At 64.6% G+C, this 20,776-nt stretch carries 13 protein-coding genes; 2 read left to right on the top strand and 11 right to left on the bottom strand.

Annotated elements, in window-relative coordinates; genetic code table 11:
• Positions 1 to 50: 50 nt before the first annotated feature.
• Genes SH809_21285 through SH809_21295 form a run of 3 tightly spaced genes read right to left on the bottom strand, consistent with a single transcriptional unit; the run spans position 51 to position 2,895 of the window.
• A complete protein-coding gene (locus SH809_21285; protein MDZ4702257.1) occupies positions 51 to 605 on the bottom strand; it encodes a cob(I)yrinic acid a,c-diamide adenosyltransferase in 555 nt (184 codons plus the stop codon).
• Positions 602 to 1,387: an ABC transporter ATP-binding protein gene (locus tag SH809_21290; GenBank protein MDZ4702258.1), complete on the bottom strand. Its 786-nt coding sequence runs from the start codon at positions 1,385 to 1,387 to the stop codon at positions 602 to 604. The genes SH809_21285 and SH809_21290 overlap by 4 nt, the downstream gene beginning before the upstream one ends.
• The gene (locus tag SH809_21295) at positions 1,384 to 2,895 is read right to left on the bottom strand and encodes a gluconokinase (protein MDZ4702259.1); all 1,512 of its coding nucleotides are present in this window, start codon (positions 2,893 to 2,895) and stop codon (positions 1,384 to 1,386) included. Before SH809_21295 ends, SH809_21290 begins: the two co-directional genes overlap by 4 nt.
• Before the next feature lie 4 nt (positions 2,896 to 2,899).
• On the opposite strand from SH809_21295, the gene SH809_21300 reads away from it, so the two are divergent.
• Positions 2,900 to 3,493: a hypothetical protein gene (locus SH809_21300; protein ID MDZ4702260.1), complete on the top strand. Its 594-nt coding sequence runs from the start codon at positions 2,900 to 2,902 to the stop codon at positions 3,491 to 3,493.
• A gap of 6 nt (positions 3,494 to 3,499) precedes the next feature.
• Here the strand turns inward: SH809_21300 and SH809_21305 are convergent, their stop codons facing one another.
• The 8 genes from SH809_21305 to SH809_21340 all read right to left on the bottom strand — a co-directional run bounded on the left by SH809_21305 (position 3,500) and on the right by SH809_21340 (position 19,456).
• A complete protein-coding gene (locus SH809_21305) occupies positions 3,500 to 4,465 on the bottom strand; it encodes an L-threonylcarbamoyladenylate synthase (GenBank protein ID MDZ4702261.1) in 966 nt (321 codons plus the stop codon).
• An 8-nt stretch (positions 4,466 to 4,473) separates the two neighbouring features.
• A complete protein-coding gene (locus SH809_21310; GenBank protein MDZ4702262.1) occupies positions 4,474 to 7,533 on the bottom strand; it encodes an efflux RND transporter permease subunit in 3,060 nt (1,019 codons plus the stop codon).
• On the bottom strand, positions 7,530 to 10,829 hold the full coding sequence (locus SH809_21315; protein ID MDZ4702263.1) for an efflux RND transporter permease subunit: 3,300 nt from the start codon (positions 10,827 to 10,829) through the stop codon (positions 7,530 to 7,532). Before SH809_21315 ends, SH809_21310 begins: the two co-directional genes overlap by 4 nt.
• A gap of 173 nt (positions 10,830 to 11,002) precedes the next feature.
• Positions 11,003 to 12,061, bottom strand: a complete 1,059-nt coding sequence (locus SH809_21320; GenBank protein MDZ4702264.1) for an efflux RND transporter periplasmic adaptor subunit — start codon at positions 12,059 to 12,061, stop codon at positions 11,003 to 11,005.
• Between the two features lie 299 nt (positions 12,062 to 12,360).
• Entirely contained in the window at positions 12,361 to 14,373 is a 2,013-nt protein-coding gene (locus SH809_21325) for a TonB-dependent receptor (protein MDZ4702265.1), read from the bottom strand.
• Positions 14,374 to 14,408: 35 nt separating this feature from the next.
• Positions 14,409 to 15,890, bottom strand: a complete 1,482-nt coding sequence (locus SH809_21330) for a SpoIID/LytB domain-containing protein (GenBank protein MDZ4702266.1) — start codon at positions 15,888 to 15,890, stop codon at positions 14,409 to 14,411.
• 130 nt (positions 15,891 to 16,020) lie between these two features.
• On the bottom strand, positions 16,021 to 16,875 hold the full coding sequence (locus SH809_21335) for a response regulator (protein MDZ4702267.1): 855 nt from the start codon (positions 16,873 to 16,875) through the stop codon (positions 16,021 to 16,023).
• A gap of 31 nt (positions 16,876 to 16,906) precedes the next feature.
• Positions 16,907 to 19,456 (bottom strand): histidine kinase, encoded by a 2,550-nt coding sequence (locus SH809_21340; protein MDZ4702268.1) that lies wholly within the window; start codon positions 19,454 to 19,456, stop codon positions 16,907 to 16,909.
• 291 nt (positions 19,457 to 19,747) lie between these two features.
• Between SH809_21340 and SH809_21345 the strand changes: the two genes are divergently transcribed.
• Positions 19,748 to 20,533, top strand: coding sequence for a TatD family hydrolase (locus SH809_21345; GenBank protein ID MDZ4702269.1), 786 nt, complete (start codon positions 19,748 to 19,750; stop codon positions 20,531 to 20,533).
• Positions 20,534 to 20,776 lie beyond the last annotated feature (243 nt).

Consider the following 20,776-nt stretch of genomic DNA (forward strand, 5'->3'; position numbering starts at 1 on the left):
GTGTCGAAACTACGAACGGCCGGCGAGAAAAGCACCTCCCGGGCTTTACTTCATCCAGGGATCCAGGGCGTTTCGCCCGAGCCATCCCGATGGTTGGCCCAGCGGGCGAGAACGAAAAGGAAGTCCGACAACCGGTTCAGGTAGATGGCCGATTGCTGGTTGACCGCCTCCTGCTCGGCGAGCGCCACGACCAGTCGCTCGGCCCGGCGGCAGACGGTGCGGGCGACATGCAGCGCCGCTCCGGCTGGCCGGCCACCCGGCAGGATAAAGTGCTTGAGCACCGGCACCTCGGCCTCGTACCGGTCGATCTCGGCTTCGATGCGAGTAACCTGATCGGGCGTCGTGCGGGGCACGGATGCCCTGGCTTCGAGCGGCGTCGCGAGGTCGGCCCCGAGCGTGAACAGGTCTTTCTGGATACTCGTCAGCACCTCGACGAGTCCATCCGCCTGTGGATGCCCCGCGGCATGGGCGATCGCCAGGCCGAGGAAGGAATTCGTTTCGTCGACCGACCCGTAGGCTTCGATGCGGAGGTGGTGTTTGGAGACGCGGCCGCCGCCGAAGAGGCCCGTTGTGCCGTCGTCGCCCGTTCGGGTGTAGATTTTCACAGAGGTAGGGTTTGATGAAACAGGATGGTAGGGCGCTGCGCGGCATCGAGGGCGACGTCCGCCTGCATGCGGAAGACATCGGCGAGGAGGGTCGGCGTGAGCACCTCCGCCGGCGACCCCTCCGCGGCCAGGCGCCCATCCTGGAGGACAAGCACGGCGTCGGCGAAGCGGGCGGCGAGGGCGAGGTCGTGCACGACGGCCAGGACGGTTTTGCCGGCCTGAACGAGTGCTTCGAGCCGGCGCATGAGGTCGTACTGATGGTACAGATCGAGGTGTAGTGTCGGCTCATCGAGCAGCAGCACCTCGGTGTCCTGCGCCAGGGCCTGGGCGAGGAAGAGACGCTGCTGTTCGCCGCCGCTGAGGCGGGTAGCCGGCGCGTCGGCGTAACGCGTCAGGTCCAGCGCATCGAGCAGGGCATCCACCTGACCTTTCTCGGCCGGCGACGAACCACCCAGCCAGGGCCGGTGTGGGGTCCGGCCGAGGGCGACGAACTCGCGCGCCGTGAAGTCGAACGAAACGGCCGCCGACTGACGGACGAAGGCCAGCGTGCGGGCCAGTTCGCGGGCTGGCCACGCGGCCACCTCGCGGCCCGCGAGGGTGAGGGATCCGCTATACGGTAACAACCCACCGATCGCCCGAAGCAGCGTCGTCTTGCCGCTGCCGTTGGGGCCGATGAGTGCCGTGAACTTCCCGGGCGCTACCTCGAACCCCGGGCCGGCGAGGACCGTCCGCTGGCCGAGGTGGACGTAGAGCGCCTCGGCGGCGATGCGCGGTGCGTTCATCGGAGGAGATCGGCGAAGGAGGCGTCGAGCCGGCGGTAGAGGGTGTCGAATGCACGGTACCGGTCCGTATACACGGCGTGTCGCTCTGCATCGGGTTGGCACACGCGGTCGACCGCGAAAAGGGCGTCTAACGCCTCCCGCGGGATGGGTTCCCCCACAGCTTCCCAGCCGAGGATGCAGGCGCCCAGCGCGGAGGCATCGCCTGTCGCGAGCAAGTGGACCGGTTGGCCGAATACGTCGGCCAGGATTTGCGTCCACAATGGAGAATGGACGAACCCCCCGGTGGCATGGAGTGCCGTCACGGGCGGCGCGTTCGCGGCGAGGCGCTCGGCGATGGCATACAGGGTAAAGATAACCCCCTCGAGCGCGGCCCGGAGGAAGTGGGCGAGGGTGTGCTGGATGCTGATCCCGAAGTATACGCCGCGCGCACGAGCATTCCAGTAGGGGGCCCGCTCGCCCAGGAGGTAGGGGAGACACAACAGGCCGTCGGCGCCGGCCGGCAGGGTGCCGGCTTCACGGAGCAGCGTGTCCATGTCCAGGGGAGATCCACCCGGAAAGCGCTCGGCGAACCACTGGTAGACGATGCCGCCGTTGTTGATCGGGCCGCCCTGGATGTAGGTCGTTTCGTCGAGGATATAACTGAACAGCCCGCTGGCCGTGTCGAAGTCCGCCCGCTGTGTGGCGATACGCACCGCGCCGCTGGTGCCAATCGTCACGGCCAATCGGCCCGGCTCCAGCGCATCGACGCCCAGGTTGGCAAGGCAGCCATCGCTGGCGCCGACGATGACGGGGGTGTCGATGGGAAGCCCGATGGCGGCCGCGGCGGCGGGAAGGAGCGCGGGGATGCGGTGCCGGGTCGGGACCGGCGGCGCGAGCCGGCCCGCGTCGATGCCGGCCAGGGCGAGTGCGCCGGCATGCCACTGGCGCGTTCGGATATCGAACAGTCCCGTCGCCGAGGCGAGGGAGGCGTCGGCGGCCAACTCGCCGGTGAGCGCGTGGAGGACAAATTCCTTGATCGAGACGAAACGGTGGGCGCGGCGGTGGAGGTCCGGGTGATCTTCCCTTAGCCAGATCAATTTGCACAGGGGCGTCATAGGATGGATCGGCGTCCCCGTTGCGGCGTACACGCTGTCGCCGGCGGGTGTGCCCCGTAGGGCGTCGGCCTGGCGTCGGCTGCGTGTATCGGCCCACGTGATACACGGCGTCAGAGGGCTTCCGTCGGCATCGAGCGCGATCAGGCTGTGCATGGCGCTGCTGAATGACAGGCCCCGGATAGGCGCCTCGGTTAGCGAGGCCACCAGTTCGCGCAGCACCTCGAACGCGGCATCGCGAATGGCGATGGGGTCCTGCTCCGCCGTGGCGTCGTCCGGCGTGAGGAGCGGGTAACCGACCTCCCGCCGGCCCCGAACGCGGCCGGCCCGGTCGATGGCGACGGCCTTGGTGCTCGTCGTCCCGATATCGACGCCAATACAGACCTCATCGCTCGTCAACCCTACCTTCGTTTCCATACCCATGGTACCCGTCCTGTCCCGCGACTATCGTATGAAACTCATCCGTATCCTGCGCGCAGGTGTCCCGCGTAGTGGTGCCTTCTGTTTGTGTCTGGCGTTGGCGCTGGCCGGCTGCGACACCCAGGAGGCCCAGGAGGAATTCGTGGATGACGCCAATCAGCTCCCGGCCGGGGCCACCGTCATCCTCGACGACAGCTTTGGCGGCGCCATCTGCCGCGAAGACGCCGACGACTGGCGGATCGCGCCGGTCTACAACGGCGTCGTGTTTGTCGATCGCCCGCCGGCGCCCAACCCGGTCTCCAGCGCCCTGGTAACCGTCACCCTGCGCGTGTTGCAGTTCGATCGCGTGCGTGGCGGACTCGTCCTCCGCGCGTTCGGCGCGGCCAATACGCTGCTTGTGCTCGATACGATCCTCGATGCCGGCGCGCCAGGCGAGTATATCTTCCAGTTCAGCCCCTCGCTGTTGAGCGAAAACGGTATACATCGGCTGTACATTTTCGATTCATTCAGCGAAATCGTCTCCTACGGCGATCTCTTCGTCGTCGCCCAGCCGGCGCCCACCTGCTCCGTCGCGATCACGCTGATCGGGGGATAATAGGTTTCACCCCTTAGCCGCGCGCTCCAGCCGGTCCATCAGGGCCCGTCCGATGCCCTCGGGCTCGACGCGCTGGCAGTAGATCGTCTCGATGTCGGCCCGATCCGAGCGACGGAAAAACTGGAATAGGAGGCGGGCGTAGGCCGTGGTATCAGCCGGCGTTTCGTGCAGGCCCAGCGCCTGGGGGCGGGCATGGGTCGTGAGGCCGATAAAGGCATTGCCCTCGTTTACCGGGACCTCTGCTGGCGTGTCGATCAATACAACGCGGGCCTGCGGGGCGTAGTGGCGATGGCGGAGACCCGGGCTGCGCACCTCGGTGAGGCGGCTCAGATCTGCGTACCGGATGCCGGGCGCCACCGCCTGCAGGTCGGCCAGCGTAACGCCCCCGGGGCGGAGGATCAGCGGCTCATCGGTGGTGCAATCGACCACCGTCGACTCGAGGCCCACGTCGGAGGGGTCCCCCTGGAGGATGCAGGCGATCCGGCCCATCATGTCCGCATAGACATCTTCCCAGGTCGTCGGGCTCGGCCGGCCGGAGCGATTGGCTGACGGGGCCGCGACGGGCGTGCCGCACGCTTCGAGGAACGCGCGGGCGACGGGGTGGCGCGGCATGCGGATGGCGATGGTCGACAATCCGGCGCTCACGCCCGCCGGCACGTCGGCGCGGCGGGGCAGGACGAGCGTGAGCGGCCCCGGGAATAACGCCTCTATCAGCGCATGGGCCACGGAGGGGACGGTCTCGGCGAGTTGCTCGATCTGCTCGATGGAGGCGATGTGGACGATCAACGGGTTGTCCGCCGGCCGGCTCTTGGCGCTGAAAATGGCCTCGATGGCCGCCGGCTGGAAGGCGTCGGCGCCGAGGCCGTAGACGGTCTCGGTCGGAAAAGCCGCCAGCTGGCCGCGCCGGATGAACGCGGCGGCCTCCTCGGGCGACTCGGTGACGACGGTGGAAAGCGGTAGCTGGAAGGTCATGCCCCGCATCACGCCCCATCGCTCGATTTGATTCGCGCCGCGTACCCGACCCGCCGGCTCCACTCCCGCAAGTCGTCCAGCACGATGTAGATCGTGGGCAGGATGATGAGGGTCACGACGGTCGAAAAGGTCAGCCCGCCCACGATGGCTCGGGCCATCGGGAAGTACGGCGGACCGTCGCCGCCGATCTGGGTCGATCCAAAACAAAGCGGGATGAGGCCGAGCACGGTCGTCGCGGCCGTCATGACAATCGGGCGAAAACGGTCGTGGCCGGCCTGGAGGATCGCCTCCCGTCGGGCCAGTCCGGTGCCGCGGAGGTAGTTGACGTGGTCGATCAATACAATCCCGTTGTTCACCACCACGCCAATCAGGATCAGCACCCCGATCCACGCCATAATCTGGAGGGTGGTGTTGGTCAGAAAAAAGAACCAGAAGACGCCCACGATGGCGAAGACGATGGACGACCAGATCGCGGCCGGATGGATGAGCGACTCGAACAGGGCCGCCATCACCAGGTAGATGAGCATCAGCGCGAGGACGATGTTGATCAGCATCAGCTGCTCGCTGGTCGCCTCGTCGCTCCGTCGCTGGGTGTAGCCCCATTCGTAGCCGGCCGGCAGCTCGTAGTTCGCCAGCACGGCCTCCAGACGCTCCCGGCCCTCGTCCTTGGTGAGGCCGACGAGGTTGACTTGCACACCCAGCATCGTGATCCGGTTTTCGCGTTGGATCGACTGCGGGCCGCGGCGGGCGTCGAGCCGGGCGATGGAGGCCAGGCGGACGGAGGCGTTATCCGGCCCCTGAACAGTCAGGTTTTCGAGATCCTCCAGGCTTTCCTGGTCGGTCCGCTGGAACGCCAGCCGCATGTCCACCTCGCCGTCCGGAGTCCGGAATCGCCGCAGGTTGTACCCGCGCATCGCCGTGGAGACGGTGCTCGCGATCTGCTGCGTCGAAAAACCGTACTGCCGCGCCCGTTCCCGGTCCACTACCACCTGAATCTCCTCATCCCCCCGCGCCGCTTCGGAACGGACATCCACGAACCCATCCACCCGGCTCAGGACGCGCGCGACTTCGTTCGTGATTTCGACGAGCCGCTCGCTGGATTCACCCGAGATCATGATGCGGAGCCCTTCTTCGTCGTTGCCGCCCTGCCAGCTGAAGGAGGGATTGGCGATGGCGAGCTTCGGGAGGCCGGCGCGAATCGAGTCCTGTATGGCCTCAAGCGAGCGTACGGACGAGTCCGCCGATACCAGTAGGAGCGAAGACTCGGCGTAACCAGGCTCGAAAAAGGTGTAGACCGATTCGATCTCAAACGCTTCTTTATTGGCGAACAGGAACGCTTCGACCTGTTCGACAGCCTCTTCCACCCGTTCCAGCGTGTACGAGCCGTTGATGTGGTAGTGCAGGTCGATGCGTCGCTCCGTGCCATCGTTGTCGGGGAAAAAATCCATCGTGACGAACCGCGCCGGGATGACGACGCTCACCAGGGTAGCCAGGGTGATGCCCACCGCGGTCCAACGCCGATCCACCAGCCACTCCAGCACCCGGTCGTACACGCGAACGACGGCATCGATCGCGGTTTTTTTCTCGACCAAATCGGGCGACGGCTTGAGGCGGGCCATGAGCAAAGGCACGACCGTCAGCGACATGAGCAGCGAGACGCCGAGTGCGATACAGATGGAGATCGCGACGTGTTTCATGAACAGCGTCACCTCGTCGGCCGGGCTGACGATGAAGGGGAGGAAGACGATGGCGGTGGTGAGCGTGCCGGCTGTCACGGCCAGGGCCACTTCCTTCACTCCCCGCCGTGTCGCCTCAAATGGCGCATCCGGGTCCATCACCTGATGTCGATGCACACTCTCGGTCACCACCACGGCATTATCCACCAGCATCCCCACGGCTAACATCAGTCCCATCATCGACAACACGTTGAGCGACAAGTCAAGGAAATAGAGGGCGCCGAGGGTGATGATGATCGATATCGGGACGGCCAGGGTGACGATGAGCGTCGTGCTCATCCGACGGAGAAAGATGTACAGCACGATGAGAGAAAGCACGGCGCCGATGACGCCGCTCTGGAGCAAATCCGTGAGCGAGGAGATGATCCCGTCGGCGGCGTTTTCCATGTAGTAGATGTTGACGCCGAGCAGTTCGGGATCCGCCTTGATCGACTCGATCTCCGCCTCTACCAGCCGGCTCACCGCGACGGTGTTGGCGCCGGACTCCTTCTGGATGTTCATACCGATGGCGTAGGTCCCGTTAAGGTGCCGGCCTTCCGTCCGCTCCGGCTGCTCGAAGGAGACTTCCGCGATGTCGCTGAGCCTCAAGCCATCCGGGTTGAGCACGAGATCGCGGATCTCCTCCAGCGTGTGCAGTTCGCCCAGCGGCCGCAGGGTGAATCGGCGGTTGCTGTCGGTGATGCGGCCGGCGGTCAGCGAAAAATCGCTCTTACTGAGCTGGTCGGCGAGGTCGACGAGGTTGATCCGGTGCGCCGCCACCCGGTCCGCCCGCAGCTCGATTCGCACCTCGCGGGGATACACGCCATACAACTCCACCTGCGAGACGCCCTCCACGCGCTCTAGACGCTGCTTCACCTTGCGGTTGAGCAGTTCGTAGGCGCCCGAGAGATCCTGCTCCGAAGAGATGCGCATCATCAGGATCGGCATGTCCGACGTCGAGAACTGGAACGTGTAATACCGCTCTACATCCGACGGCCACTGCCGCTGGATGCCATCCAGCTTCTCGCGCACCTCCAGCCCCTTGAGCGTAGTCTCTTCACCCCAATCGAACTGGAGGAATATATCCGCCCCGCCCTCGTGCGAGGTGGTGCTGAGCGCTTTCAGCCCGCTGATCGTGGCCAGTACTTCTTCCGCGGGCCGGGTGATCTGTTTTTCAACTTCCTCCGGCGTGGACCCCCGGTAGGGTACCTGGACGAAGATGCCCGGGAAGTCCACCGACGGAAAATACTCCAGCGCCAGCAGCCGTGCGGCGATGAGGCCGACGACGACGAGCGACAGGTACGACATGACGACCGTCACCGGGCGCCGCAACGAAAGATCGGTGAGGCTCATGTGGGTTCGGTGGTCGGCGTGGCGTCGGGCTTGCGGTCGACGAGGGTGTACATGACGGGGATGACGACGAGGGTCAGCAGGGTGGAGACCGACAGGCCTCCGATGACGGTGATGGCCATCGGGGCGCGGATCTCGGCGCCATCGCCGATGCCCAGGGCGAGCGGCGCGAGGCCGAGTACGGTGGTAAGCGTCGTCATCAGGATCGGCCGCAGCCGCAGCCGGCCGGCTTCGAGCACGGCTTCCGCGCGCGGCATCCCATCTTGCCGAAGCTGATTGATGACATCCACCAGAATGATGGCGTTGTTGACGACGATGCCGGCGAGTAAGATCATCCCGATAAAGACGACGACACTGATGGTGGAGCCTGTCACCCAGAGCGCCAGCACGGCGCCGATCAGGGCCAGCGGGATGCTAAAAAAGATGATCAACGGGTGCAGCAACGACTCGAACTGCGACGCCATGATCAGGTACACCAGGAAAACGGCCAGCACGAGGGCAAAAAGGAGCGAGCGGAAGCTGCGTGTCATCTCCTCGCTCTGGCCGCTGAGCCGCACCGACAGTCCTGCCGGCATCGCCACACGGCCGATCACCGCGTCTATCTCCTCCGCTGCCGCGCCCAGATCCCCATAGGCCAGGTTCGCCGAAACGATGGCCACCCGTTCCTGCCCGACCCGCCGGATCTCTCCGGGGCCGACATTCACCACCACCTCGGCGACGGCCGACAGCGGGATGGGGCGGTCGCTTTCCGGGTTGATGATCAGCTCGCGGATCCGGTCGATGTCCTGCCGATCCCGCTCCTGTACCCGTACGAGCACGTCGATCTTGCGGTCGCGCCACGAATACCGCGTCGCCACATCGCCCCGGACGCTGCTTACGACGCGGCGCGCCAATTCGTGCACAGGCAGGCCGAGCGCCGCGGCGCGGTCGCGGTCGAAGAAGATCTGGACCTCGGGGTTGCCGGTCTCCATGGTGGATTTGACGTCGGCGAACCGATCCGTGTCGGCCAGGCCGGCGGCGATAGCCTGGGAGACCTCCTTTAGCCGCGTCAGGTCGTAGCCCGAGACCTCGATTTCTATCGGGGTGTCGAACGTAAAGAGGGTTGGGTAGCTGAATTCGTACTGTACCCCGGGCTCGCCGCGCAGCGAAGTGCGGAGGGCGTCCATGGCCGTGGCTTCGCCGTCGGAGCCGGCGGCGGGGTCCAGGGCAATATGCACCTCGCCCCAGTTCTCTCCGCCCTGATCCGGGTTGGCGTCCATCCGGTTGCCCGTGCCGGCGACGGCGAAGGACGATTGGATGGCCGGCACGTCCAGCGCGGCTCGTTGCATCCGGGTCAGGACCTGATCAGTCTGCTCCAGCGGCGTTCCGGGCGCGAGGCGGAAGGACACGTTGAATTCTCCCTGGGTGAGCTGCGGGATCAGTTCGATCCCCAGCCGGGGCACCAGGGCCAACGATCCCCCGAATGCCAGAAGCGCGAGACCCAGCACGACGGCGCGGTGACCGAGCGACCACCGGAGCAGGGGGAGGTACCGCGCGGCGAGGAAACCGTACCCCGCGTTGAAGCCGGCCACGAGCGGAGAAAAGGCGATTCGCGCGCCCCGCGAGACCAGTCTGAAGAAGCCGTACACATAGCGAGCGACGGCGTCTGGAAACCGCTGGAACACCGCCAGCCGCGCCGTCCGCATCGCCCGGCCGAAACGCGTCTTCGGCTCTTTAAGGACAGGTACCGGCGGCGGCTCCGCTACGCCCGTTTTTCGGAGCGACGCCATCATTGGAATCAGGGTAATCGCCACGAGCAACGACGCCAGCAGCGAAAACGTTACCGTAAGCGCCTGGTCGCGGAAGAGCTGGCCGGCGATGCCCTGCACAAAAACGAGCGGGAAAAAGACGGCGATGGTCGTCAACGTCGAGGCGACTACGGCCTGCGTCACCTCCGTTGCCCCGGTTCGCGCGGCCTCAACGGGGGAAGCGCCGAGTTCGCGATGGCGCGCGATGTTTTCGAGCACGACGATCGAGTTGTCCACCAGCATGCCGATACCCAGCGCGAGGCCGCCGAGGGACATGATATTCAGCGACAGATCGAAGCCGTACATCATGTTGAAGGTGGCGATGATTGACACCGGGATCGAGACAGAGATGATGACCGTCGTCCGGAAATCCCGCAGAAACAGATACAGGATGAAGATGGCCAGCAGGCCCCCGAAGAGGCCGGCGTTCACCACCTCGTTGACGGCGCTTTCGATGAAGGTCGATTGATCGTATACCTTCTCGACCGCCATGCTCGACGGCAGACTGCTCTGGATCGCCTCCAGCCGGCGTTCGATGTTGCGGGCGACGTCCACCGTGTTGGCGTCGCCTTCTTTGTAGATGGCGACTTCGACGGCCTCCCGACCGTTGATCCGGGTGATGGCCTCGCGCTCTTTATAGCCGAGGTTCACCGTGGCGATGTCGTGGAGGTATACCGGCGCATTCCCGTCCGGCACGATGATCACGTCGCCGATTTCCTCGACGGTGCCGAACTCGTTGACCGTCCGCACCAGGTATTCCTGTACGCCTTCTTCGAGCCGGCCGCCCGAGAGGTTGACGTTCTCCGCGCTCAGCACCTGGACGACCTGCCCGGTGGTGAGGTTGAGCTGGGAGAGCTTTTTCTGGTCGAGAAGCACCTGGACCTCGTCTTCCAGCCCGCCGCTGATTTTCACGGCCGCGACGCCGGCGGTCGATTCCAGGTCCTTTTTGAGCTGCTCGTCGGCGAATCGGCGAAGCTGTTTGAGTTCGCTGTCGTTGAACGTAGGCTCCTCGGTCGCTCTATCGTCCCCGGCCAGGGCGACTGGCGTGGCGCCGGCGTCCGCCATGAGTGGGGCATCCGGCTTACGGAACAGCCCGAAACGCATGATGGGATCCAGGCTCGGGTCGAACCGGAGCAGCACCGGTCGCTCCGCTTCGAGCGGGAGCTGGAGCGCGTCCAGTTTCTCTCGGACTTCCATCCGCGCCACGTCGATGTCCGCCCCCCAGGCGAATTCGAGGACGACATCCGACTGCCCCGTGCGCGAGATCGACTCGATCTTGACGAGGTTCTTCACGACTCCGAGGGCCTCCTCGACTGGCTTTGAGATCAGATTTTCAACCTCCGCCGGCGCCGCGCCGTCGTAGGCGGTGCGGACGGTGAGTGTCGGAAACGTGAGGTCGGGCAGCAGGTTCAGCGACAGCCGGCTCAGGGAAACCCCCCCGAACAATAACACCGCCAGCGTGAACATGGCGATCGTGACCCGCCGGCGGATGGATAGGTCGATCAGGGACATGAGAGGTTGAGGGTTGGCAGGTTACAGGTTGCAGGTTTGCAGGTTTGCAGGTTTGCAGGTTTGCAGGTTGCAGGTTTGCAGGTTGGCAGGTTACAGGTTGGTTTTATCGTCAGGGCAAGGGCAGCGCCTTCATCTTGAGAAACCTGCCAACTTGTAACCTGCCAACCTGCAACCTATTGCCAGATCACCTCCACCTTGCTGCTGTCGCGTAGGCTGGACTGGCCGGCGGTGATGACGGTGTCGCCCTCGGCGAGGCCGGCGAGGATTTCGTAATGCTGCGTGTCGCCGTAGCCGCGCTCGATATCCAGCCGGAAGGCTTCGCTGTTACGCACGACGTAGACGGAGGCGACTTCATCTTCCACGATTACGGCCTCTTTTGGCACGAGGAGGGCGTTGTCGCGGGTGTCGTACACAATCTGGATCCGCCCGAACATGCCCGGCTTGAGCTGCCGGCTCGCATCCCGCACCTCGATCGTCACCTTGAACGTCCCGGTCGCGGGGTCGACGATCGGGCTGATGCGCTTGATCGAGCCGGTGAAGACGCTGCCACTCATGGCGTCCACGCCGAGGCGCGCCTCCTGCCCGACACGCAACTTGCCCAGTTCACGCTCCGGCGCGTGCATAACGGCAAGTAGCGGGTCGAAATCGGAGATATGGAAGGCCGGATCGCCCACCCGCAGGCTATGGCCGATCTTGATGAACCGCTGGGCGATGATGCCGGCGATGGGGGCGGTGATCATCGTGTAATCGAGCTCCAGTTTCGCCAGGTTATACGCCGCCTGTTGAGCCTCGAAGTCAGACCGGATCCGCTCGTATTCCTCGACACTGATGAGTTGCTTCTCGTACAGCCCTTCGTTGCGCAGGTGTTCGCGTTTGAGTTTGTTGAGATTGACCTCCGTGCGGGCGAGCTCGAGCGCGAGGCGCTCGCCGTCCAGCTTCGCAAGCGGCTGGCCGGCTTTGACATACTGGCCTTCCTCGACAAACAACTCGGTTACGACGCCACCGGCCTTTGTGGCAACACTGGCCTCTTCTTCTGCTTCCAGGGAAGCGGTGCCCGTGTAGTAAGCGGATATGGTCCCGCGAGAGGCCGACACGGCTTCGACGGGGATCGTCGTTTCTTCCGCCTTTTCTTCTTCGGGGGATTTGGATTGAGCTTCGCCGCTGCAGCCGGCGTTGGAATAAGAGAGCAGGGACAACAGCAGGACAACGGCGGTGGATTCTACGGCACGCATGGACGGCTCCAGGAGAATGAAAGGCGAGATCGGAACGACGGGATCTACGGATGCCGCGCCGCCGATGTTACAGAGGGGCCGTGGTTCGGTCGTCCCCCGTCGTAGAGACGCAATACATTGCGTCTCCATCGCGTCGCCGCCATCGCGTCGCCGCCTCACGTCGCCGCCTCACGTCGCCGCATCATGTCGCCGCATCGCGTCGCCCCATCGCGTCGCCGCATCATGTCGCCGCATCATGTCGCCCCATCGCGTCGGCCCATCGCCCCGGCCGTCCATTGGAGACGCAATGTATTGCGTCTCTACAAGGTCACGTTCACACCGGCCTGGATCGACCGGCCGGGCGACGGCTCGAAAAACCGTCCGCCGAAGGCATTTACCACCACCGAGCCGGCGTATTTCCTATCGAAAGCATTGGCGAGCCGCACGAACGGCGTGGCCTGGACCCCTCCTGCGTCGATGCGGGCGCCGAGGTTGAGGTCGATGAGCGTATAGCCGTCGTTTTTCTGCGTATTGGCATCATTCACGAAGTATGAGGTGGCCGTTTCGGTTGTCACCCGGGCCCACAGTCGGCCGCGGGCAAAGCGGGCGGAGGCCATGAGTCGGTGGTCTGGTATGCCCGGCAGGCGAGAGCCGGCGAGGTCGTCCTCGTCGTATTCGTAGATGCCGCCGTTGTAGGTCACCGACAGGGCGATCGCCGGCGAAACCGGGGCGTTGAGGAATACCTCCACGCCCCGGTGGGTATTGGCGCCGCTATTCCGGTAGAACGTGCGGTCGCCGCCTTCCTCGGTCTGGTACGGCGCGAGGCGATCTGTGATGCGCATCGAAAACAGCGCGATGTCGAACCGGGCGCCGGCCTGGCCGATGGCGCCCCGGGCGCCGGCCTCGAAGCCGGAAACGCGCTGCGGGTCGGCGTCCGGGTTAAACCCGCCGGTGAGGTCGGGCCGGTTGACGAGCTCGGTCGTCGTGGGCGTCTCGAAGCCGGTTCGCACGTTCCCGTAGAGCTGCGTTGCGCCGAGGCGGTAGGCGAGGGCGATGGAGGGGCTGACGGCCGAGAAGGTGCGGTCGCCGGACTGGTCGCCGTTCGCGAGCTGGCGGTCATCCATCGTGAAGACCACCCGGTCGCCGCGCAGGCCGAGGCTCAAGTCAAGGGCCGGCGTCAGGTGCGCCGTCAGGAAGCCGTAGGCAGCGACGCTCGAAACGTCCTCCTGCTGATCCAACGACAGCGTTTCCCCGGGCCGGCCGGCGTCGTTGTTGCGGTTGATCCGGTCGTCCGACTGGAGGCCGGCGTCGGCGCCGACGCCCATCGAATAGCGGTCGGTATCGCGTTGGAACGAGAGCCGGGCGCCGCCGGCGACGCGTCCGAGATCGACATACGCAAACGTGAGCGGGTTGTCGAGGTCGCGACGGATGCCGTAGAGGGTGAGCTGGGCGACGCCGACCGGGGTCTCGTGAAAGAGGGTGCCGCCGACCTGAAACTGGGTGCTCCGTTTGGCGGCCTGGGCCGGCTCGTTCCGGCTATCCGCCATGCGGGGGTCCGTTTCGAATTGTTCGAGGGTCAGGGCGCCCGGGTTCTGCGCGTCCTGGTCGGCAAAGGCGCCCATCAGCTTGAGGCGTGTCTGCCGGCCTACGGCCACGTCGCCATGCAGAGAGGCGCGGGTGAGCCGGCTTTCGCTGTAGTCGCGGAAGCCTCCGCGGCGGTTGTCGGACACAAAGGCGTGGACTCGGTGTCGGCCCGGCAGGGCCACGGCCTCGGCGGCCAGCTGCTGGAAGCCGTCGCTGCCGCCGGCGGCGCGCAGGCGGGCATAACCTTCCCGCGCGGTGTCGTCGGTGGAAAGAAAGAGGACGCCGCCGCTGCCGTTGCCCCAGAGGAACGAAGCCGGCCCGCGGACGATCTCCGCACGGCGGATCATGGACGGATCGATGATGTCCGTGATCGCCTGGCCATCCGGCATGGTGAGCGGGATGCCATCTAGCAGCACCTGGATGCCGCGCACGCCAAACGCCGTGCTCCAGCCCATCCCACGGATAGACATCCGTTCGCCCAGCGAGGCATTATTTCGGTCGTTCACCCACAGGCCTGGCAACTCGCTGAGCACATCGTCGAGGCTCGTCGCCGGCTCGTAGAGCACCCGTTCGAGGCGCGAAATTTCCATCGCGGCAAGGGGGGCCTGGGCGGCCGGGGACCGGGTGGCTTCGATGGCGATACCGGGCAGGGTTACCGAAAGTGTTTCCGCCGGCACAAGCTGAGCCGCCGCCGTGGGGGCGAACAGGAGAAACACGAAGAAGACGAGTACAAAACTACGTGGGGCCAAGGGGTAGACTGGTTCAAAGGTGGTAGGAAAGGCCGTCACCAGCCGATCTTGCGGCGCGCCGTTTTTCTGGCGGTGCGCGCCGACGAGGGAGCCGGAGCCTGTCCCTCGAAAGCGATGGTGGTGGGCCCTACTTCTGGGGTAGGCCGGGGTTGCGTCCGGGTCACAGCCTCGGTTGCCGGGCGAGTCGACGACCGGTCGGAAGACAGCCCGAGGGATTCGGACGTCGGGACGACCGCGCCGTCGCCGGCGGCCACCAGCTGGTCCGGGTTCTGCGGGACGTTGACTGTCGCGCCGTCAAAATAGTGCGCCAGTATCTCATTGTACAGCTTCCCCTGGCGCGATAATTCAAGGGCGCCATACTGGCTCAGCCCGACGCCATGCCCATAGCCTTTTCCCTTGAAGATGTAGGCGTCGTCGGTACTATCCAGCTCGAACAGGGTGCTCCGCAGTTTATCCTTCCCGAACCGCCGGTTGACGGTAAGCCGGAAGGCATTGCTACGGATTGTTCGCCCCTCGCTGCCGCTCTGGAGTAGCGTGATTTCCTGCACCCGTCGATCGTCCCCGATCGCTCCCGTACGGATGCCGGTCACCTTGATCTCATTGTCCTCCGAGAGCGCTTCGAGCAGTTCGCGTTTCGGCAACTCGATCGTCCAGTCCGTATAGGGCGAAATGGCGTCGGTCGGATCCCTTCTGCCGCGGAGGTAGGGTAGGACAAGCTGGGCATCCCACACGTCTTCGTGATTGGCCGTGACACCGCCGCTGGAGGAATGATAAACGGCCTCGATGAGGTCGCCGCTGTACGTCAGAACCTGCCCTTCGGTCAAACGCGTCGCCTCGCGCGCCGTGCGAGTTATTGGCCCGATGCCGTGGTAGACCTGCCAGATATCGTGGTCGGGCAATTCGTAGTCCGGCCCGTTTTGCAACAGGCTCCGCCACGACAGCGTCCGCACGCAAATCGCCATCGCCTTGGACGCCTCCATTTCCTCGAAACCAAACTCACTCGCCAACACGCTGGTAACGTAATCCTCGATCGCCACCTGGTTGACCATCTTGACAGTCGATGCACGAGTGGGGTCGACCTCTAGCTTGAGGATGCCCTCATAGCGATGCTCCCGCGTCGGCTTCGACTGTGCTTCGGCCAGTTCGATTTGAAGATGGCCATCTTCGGGCTGGCGAAGGGTCATCCGGATGGCGTAGATGCCGCCGGCCTGCCCGGAGGTAAAAAACAGCCGCGAGCCACTCGTCGTGATCGTCATCTTTTCATTCGCGGCCAGGCGTAGGAGGGGATTGGGTTCGTTGGCCGAGTATACATCGAGCCCCTTAGAGCCGCTCACGACGATCGTCCGCGGGATCGCGCTTTTCAGCAGGCGGACCTGCACCGAGTCGAACGGGGTGGGGGCCGCGATCCGTTGAGGGTCCGGGGAATAATCGACGGGTGGCCGGCCGTTGGCCGGCGCAGCGAACGCGCTCACGAGGAGCAGGATCGATACCCAGCGGCGTGCGTCGTGCTGCGGCATGTGAGAGCGACGGAATGGTGGATCGACACGCTAGAATAACGGAATATACCTGCGCTCATCTGAAAAAGCTCCTCCGTAGGATATTTTTTGGCCGCCGGCAGCGGTTTTGGCCCGGCAGGAAAAACGGTCGTCACTTTTTGAGGTCGACCATCAGGCGGTCCTTCAGCACCTTCGAACGCTCGCGGCTTGCTATCACTTCATGCCCGCCGGTCAGGATGAGTTTATACCGCCCGCTGAACCAGGGGATCATCTCTTTGATGTGTTCGATGTGAACGATCGCCGAGCGGTGGACGCGGATGAAGGTGCCGGGGTCCAGGTGTTCCTCCAGCTGTTCGAGGGTGTAGTTCACGATGTGCTGGCGGACGCGGTTCTTCGACGGGTCCGTCGGTTCGGTGATGATATACAGCCTCGTGATGCTTTCGTTGATTTCGGCGGAGGCGAGGCGCTCGATGGGGATGACGAGGATCCGGTCGCGATACGGGATCGAGATCTGGCGCATGAACGGCGCCGGGGACCCCGGCAGCGGAACCGAGGCCCCGGTGCGGACCGTCTGGTTCTCCATCCAGTCCAACAGCCTGGCCAGCCGGTCGTCGTTTTCCTGGCGCTCTTCGTGGGTGCCGGCGGCGCGCTCGGCGCGGGCGACGGATTCCTCCAGACGCTCCCGCTCGATCGGCTTGAGCAGGTAATCGATGGCGTTCGCCTCGAACGCGCGGAGCGCGTAGTTGTCGTACGCCGTGGTGAACACGACGACGGGCATCGAGGCTTTTTCGATGCGCTCCAGCACCTCGAAGCCGTCGAGTTCGGGCATCCGGATGTCCAGGAATAGGAGATCGATCGGTTGTTTCTGGACGATCTCCAGCGCCTCGACGCCGTCGCTGGCCTCGGCCACGATATCCAGCCGGCCCTCGGCGACCATGCCGGCGAGCATGGTGCGGAGGCGTTTCCGGGCCGGTGGTTCGTCATCTACGATCAGCGTGCGCAACATAGGCGTAGGCGAAAAGTGCGAGTCCGTGGCGTCAGACGCCGATAGCGGGCGGCATGTCGAGGGGGGCATCGACCAGGACCGGGGGGCGCGGCAGCCGCAGGGTGACGTGGGTGCCGCGCTCGGGGTTGCTACGAATCTGGAGGAGGTCCGTTTCCCCGTACAACTTTTCCAGCCGCGTGGCGATGTTCTGGAGCCCGATACCGTAAAATCCGTGCGGTTGTTCGCCGGCGTGCGCCTCGAACAGGTCCCGGATACCGACGCCGCTATCAGCCACTTGGAGCTCGATCCCGCCGGCATCGACGCGGCGGCCGGCGATCCGCAGGCGTCCTACGCCGCGTTTCTTCTCGAGGCCGTGTTTGACGGCATTTTCGACGATCGTTTGCAGTGCGAACGCCGGCACGGGGTGGCCGCCCAGCCCGGGAGCAATGTCGATCTCCACCTCCAGTTGATCCCCAAAACGGGCTTTTTCGATGCTCAGGTAATGATTCACCAGGCGGTGCTCTTCGTCCAGCGTGACAAAGGGCCGGCTGCTCGTGTTCAGGATGTGCCGGAATATGGCCGCGAGATGCTGCACGGTCGCCTCGGCTTCGCTTGGGCGTTCCTCGATGAGGGCGATGATGGTGTTGAGCGCGTTGAAGAGGAAGTGCGGGTTGATCTGGGCGCGGAGCGCTTTGAGTTCAGCCTCGGCGCTAACGCGGATGAGCGTTTTTTCCCGCTCGACGAGCACGAGCCGCTCGATGCCCAGGGCCAGCTGGCCGCTGAGGCCGCGGAGCAGATCCAGATCCTCCAGATTATACAACGCCCGCCGACGCGTGCGCTCGCCGATAAGCAGCAACCCCTCCAGCCGGCCGGCCTCGCCGATCGGGATGGCCAGCGCCGTCCCACGTTCCTTGAGCAGCTGGTGGATGTCCGCCGGCAGCGCGCTTTCGTTGAGCTCCGGCATCACCGCCCAGATCTTCCCCTCGGCCTCGAATGCCGGCCACACCGTCGATGCGATACGCTCGGTCACATAGGGCGTCTGCGGTTTAAACGCAGCCGAAATCCAGCTGGAGGCGGCCTCGTCAGGCCGGATAAAAAACACCGCCCAACGCGCGTTAAACGCCTCGCCGACCGTCTGCGTCGTCTGTCGGGCGAGGGCGTAGAGGTCGACGATCGTCCCCATCTGCCGCTGGTACTGGCTCAGCGTCTGACGCAGGCTCTGCCGCTCGGTCGTAAAAAAGCGGGGTGCGTAGTACCGCAGCCGCTGGACGATGCGCTCGAATACAAACAGGAGGATGACGACATAAAAGCCGGCGAGCACTTTCTGGGACACGACGAAGTCATCGATGTATTTCTCCATGATCTCCATCCCCCCCAGAAAGGCGAAAAAGATAACGCCGAGGAGTGAGACATAGGTCAGGGCCCGGTTGAGCACCTGGTCGATCTTGCCCTGTTTCAGGGTGGCGAGCGAGACGAGGATCATGGGCCCGAGCGAGAGGAGCTGGGCGCTGACGATGAGCCAGCCGGCGGTGACATCCGGCGCCGACCCGAACAGCGGCAACACCCCCAGTACCAGCAGCGCCATGGTGAGGGCCACGATCAGCGTCAGCGCGCTGCCGGTCCGGCTCCAGCCGCCGACCATGTCCTCCGCCTCGTCCCCCTTGATGCCATACAGTGCCAGCACCAGCGCGGCCGCCAGGGCGACATAACAGGACGCGTACAGGAGCAATGTGGCAATCAGGCTGTCGAGCGAAAAAGGTCCCAGGTTGCCTTCAACCGTCGCAATAATCGCGGCGAGCGCGAAGATGACGGTGGGGAGGTAGATGAGGTGCCGGATGCGCCCGAGCCGGCCGGCGCCGATCAGGTGCGCATCCCCCAGGACCTTCCGCAGCAGGATGGCCGGGAAGATGAGCCAGCCCAGGATGCTCAGCACGGTGAGCATCTGGAAGAGGAGGTCGTACGCCCCGCCCGTGATTTCCGCGGGGCCGACGGTCTCGACCAGCAACAGACGCAGCCAGTTGCCGAAGATCCAGAACGAAGAGGTCAGGATGAGCAGCAGCGACAGCTGGGCCCGCTTGGCTTTGCGGTTGCGGATGGCCAGCGGCGCCACGATGAGCAGGCCCAGGATGTGGAGGAACGCTGCGAGCGCGAAGCTCCAGATCGAAAACTGCCATAGCGACGAAGATAGCGGGTAGAGAAACGCCGGATACCGGGTGACCCGCACGCGAGCCTCGACCACCTGTTGATTCGCCCCCCGGAGCACCACATACCCCCGCGAACTGCCGGGCGTGATGCCGTTGATGGCCTCCTTGAGGTCCTCGGCGTTGAAGTATTGCTGCTGGTCGAGCGAAAAAAAGCTGTCGCCAACCTGGATGCCAGCCCGGGCCGCCGGCCCACGCGGCGCCACGAATGTAGCCACGATCCCCCCCTCGACATCCTGCCACGAAACCCAGTCGAACCCCCGCTCCGACGCCCCCGGCCCGTCGAGCGGGACGATGCGGGCCAACTGGATCCACTCCCACGCCACCGTCCCGGCCGGGATGAGGACCAGGATGGGCACGAGGATGACAAAAATGGGAGCGATTTGAAGGAAACGTTTCACGCCGTGGCAGGTGTTTGGCGCAAGATACGGAAGTCTGAGATTAGCGATTCGTGGTTAGCGAATAGCGATGGGGCCAGGCGATTAGCGATTAGCGATTCGTGGTTAGCGAATAGCGATGGGGCCAGGCGATTAGCGATTAGCGATTCGTGGTTAGCGAATAGCGTCCAGGCGATTAGCGATTAGCGATTCGTGGTTAGCGAATAGCGATGGGGCGTTGGCCTTCATCATGCGAACAGCGTGCATTACCCATTGATCGCGACCCACTTTTCATTTTTCATTTTTCATTTTGCAATGCTGATAGACGCCCATTGCCACCTGTACCACGACCGCTTCGAGTCCGACCGCGACGCCGTTGTCGCCCGCGCGCGCCAGGCGGGCGTGGAGGTGATGGTCCTGCCGGCGATCGACGTCCCGTCCATCGAAAAGGCCCTTGTCCTGTGCGACCGGCACGCCGGCGTCCATGCCATGTCCGCCCTCCACCCCTCCGACACGAAAGAGGCCACCGAGGCCGATTTCGAGTCCATTGCCACCTTTTGCGACGACCCCCGGGTGGTGGCGGTGGGGGAGTCGGGCCTGGATTATTACTGGGACCGCTCGTTCGACGCCGACCAGGAGCGCTCGTTTCGCTTCCACATCCGCCTGGCGATGGTGAAGGACCTCCCTCTGATCCTCCACACACGCGACAAGCAGGGGCGGGAGGAGGTGTACCGCGACACCGTGCGGATACTAAAGGAAGAGGCCGCCGGCGACCGGCGTCTGCGCGGCATCTTCCACTGCTTCGGCGGGCCGGCGTGGCTGGCGGATGAGGCCATCGAGCTGGGGTTTCTGCTCGGAATTGGCGGGACGCTCACGTTCAAGAACAGCGGCGTCGCGGCGCTGGTGAAGGAGATCCCACTGGAGCACCTCGTCCTGGAGACCGACGCCCCGTTCCTGGCGCCGGAGCCGCACCGGGGGCAGCGCAACGAGCCGGCGTACACCCGGCTGGTGGCCGAGAGGCTTGCTGAGGTGAAGGGCCTCACGCTGGAAGCCATCGCTGAGGCCACGACGGTCACCGCGCGGCGGTTGTTCGGGATTTGAATAAAGGATATGGACCATTAAGAAACTGTCGAGATTTGCGTATTCGATAGAGAGCAAGTCATCCCCGCGTAGGCGGGGACCCAGAAAAATGCCAGTCTGATGGCTGGATTACTTCGTAAGTCGATTCGCTCGTTTCCCGCCTGCGCGGGGAACCATACCAGTTTTAACTTTGGCGGAGTTCCGAGCAAGGAACATCACGCGAGGTATTCTCAAGCCTTCAATGGGTCCCCGCGTACGCGGGGA

This window comes from Rhodothermales bacterium, from assembly GCA_034439735.1.
Taxonomy (GTDB): domain Bacteria; phylum Bacteroidota; class Rhodothermia; order Rhodothermales; family JAHQVL01; genus JAWKNW01.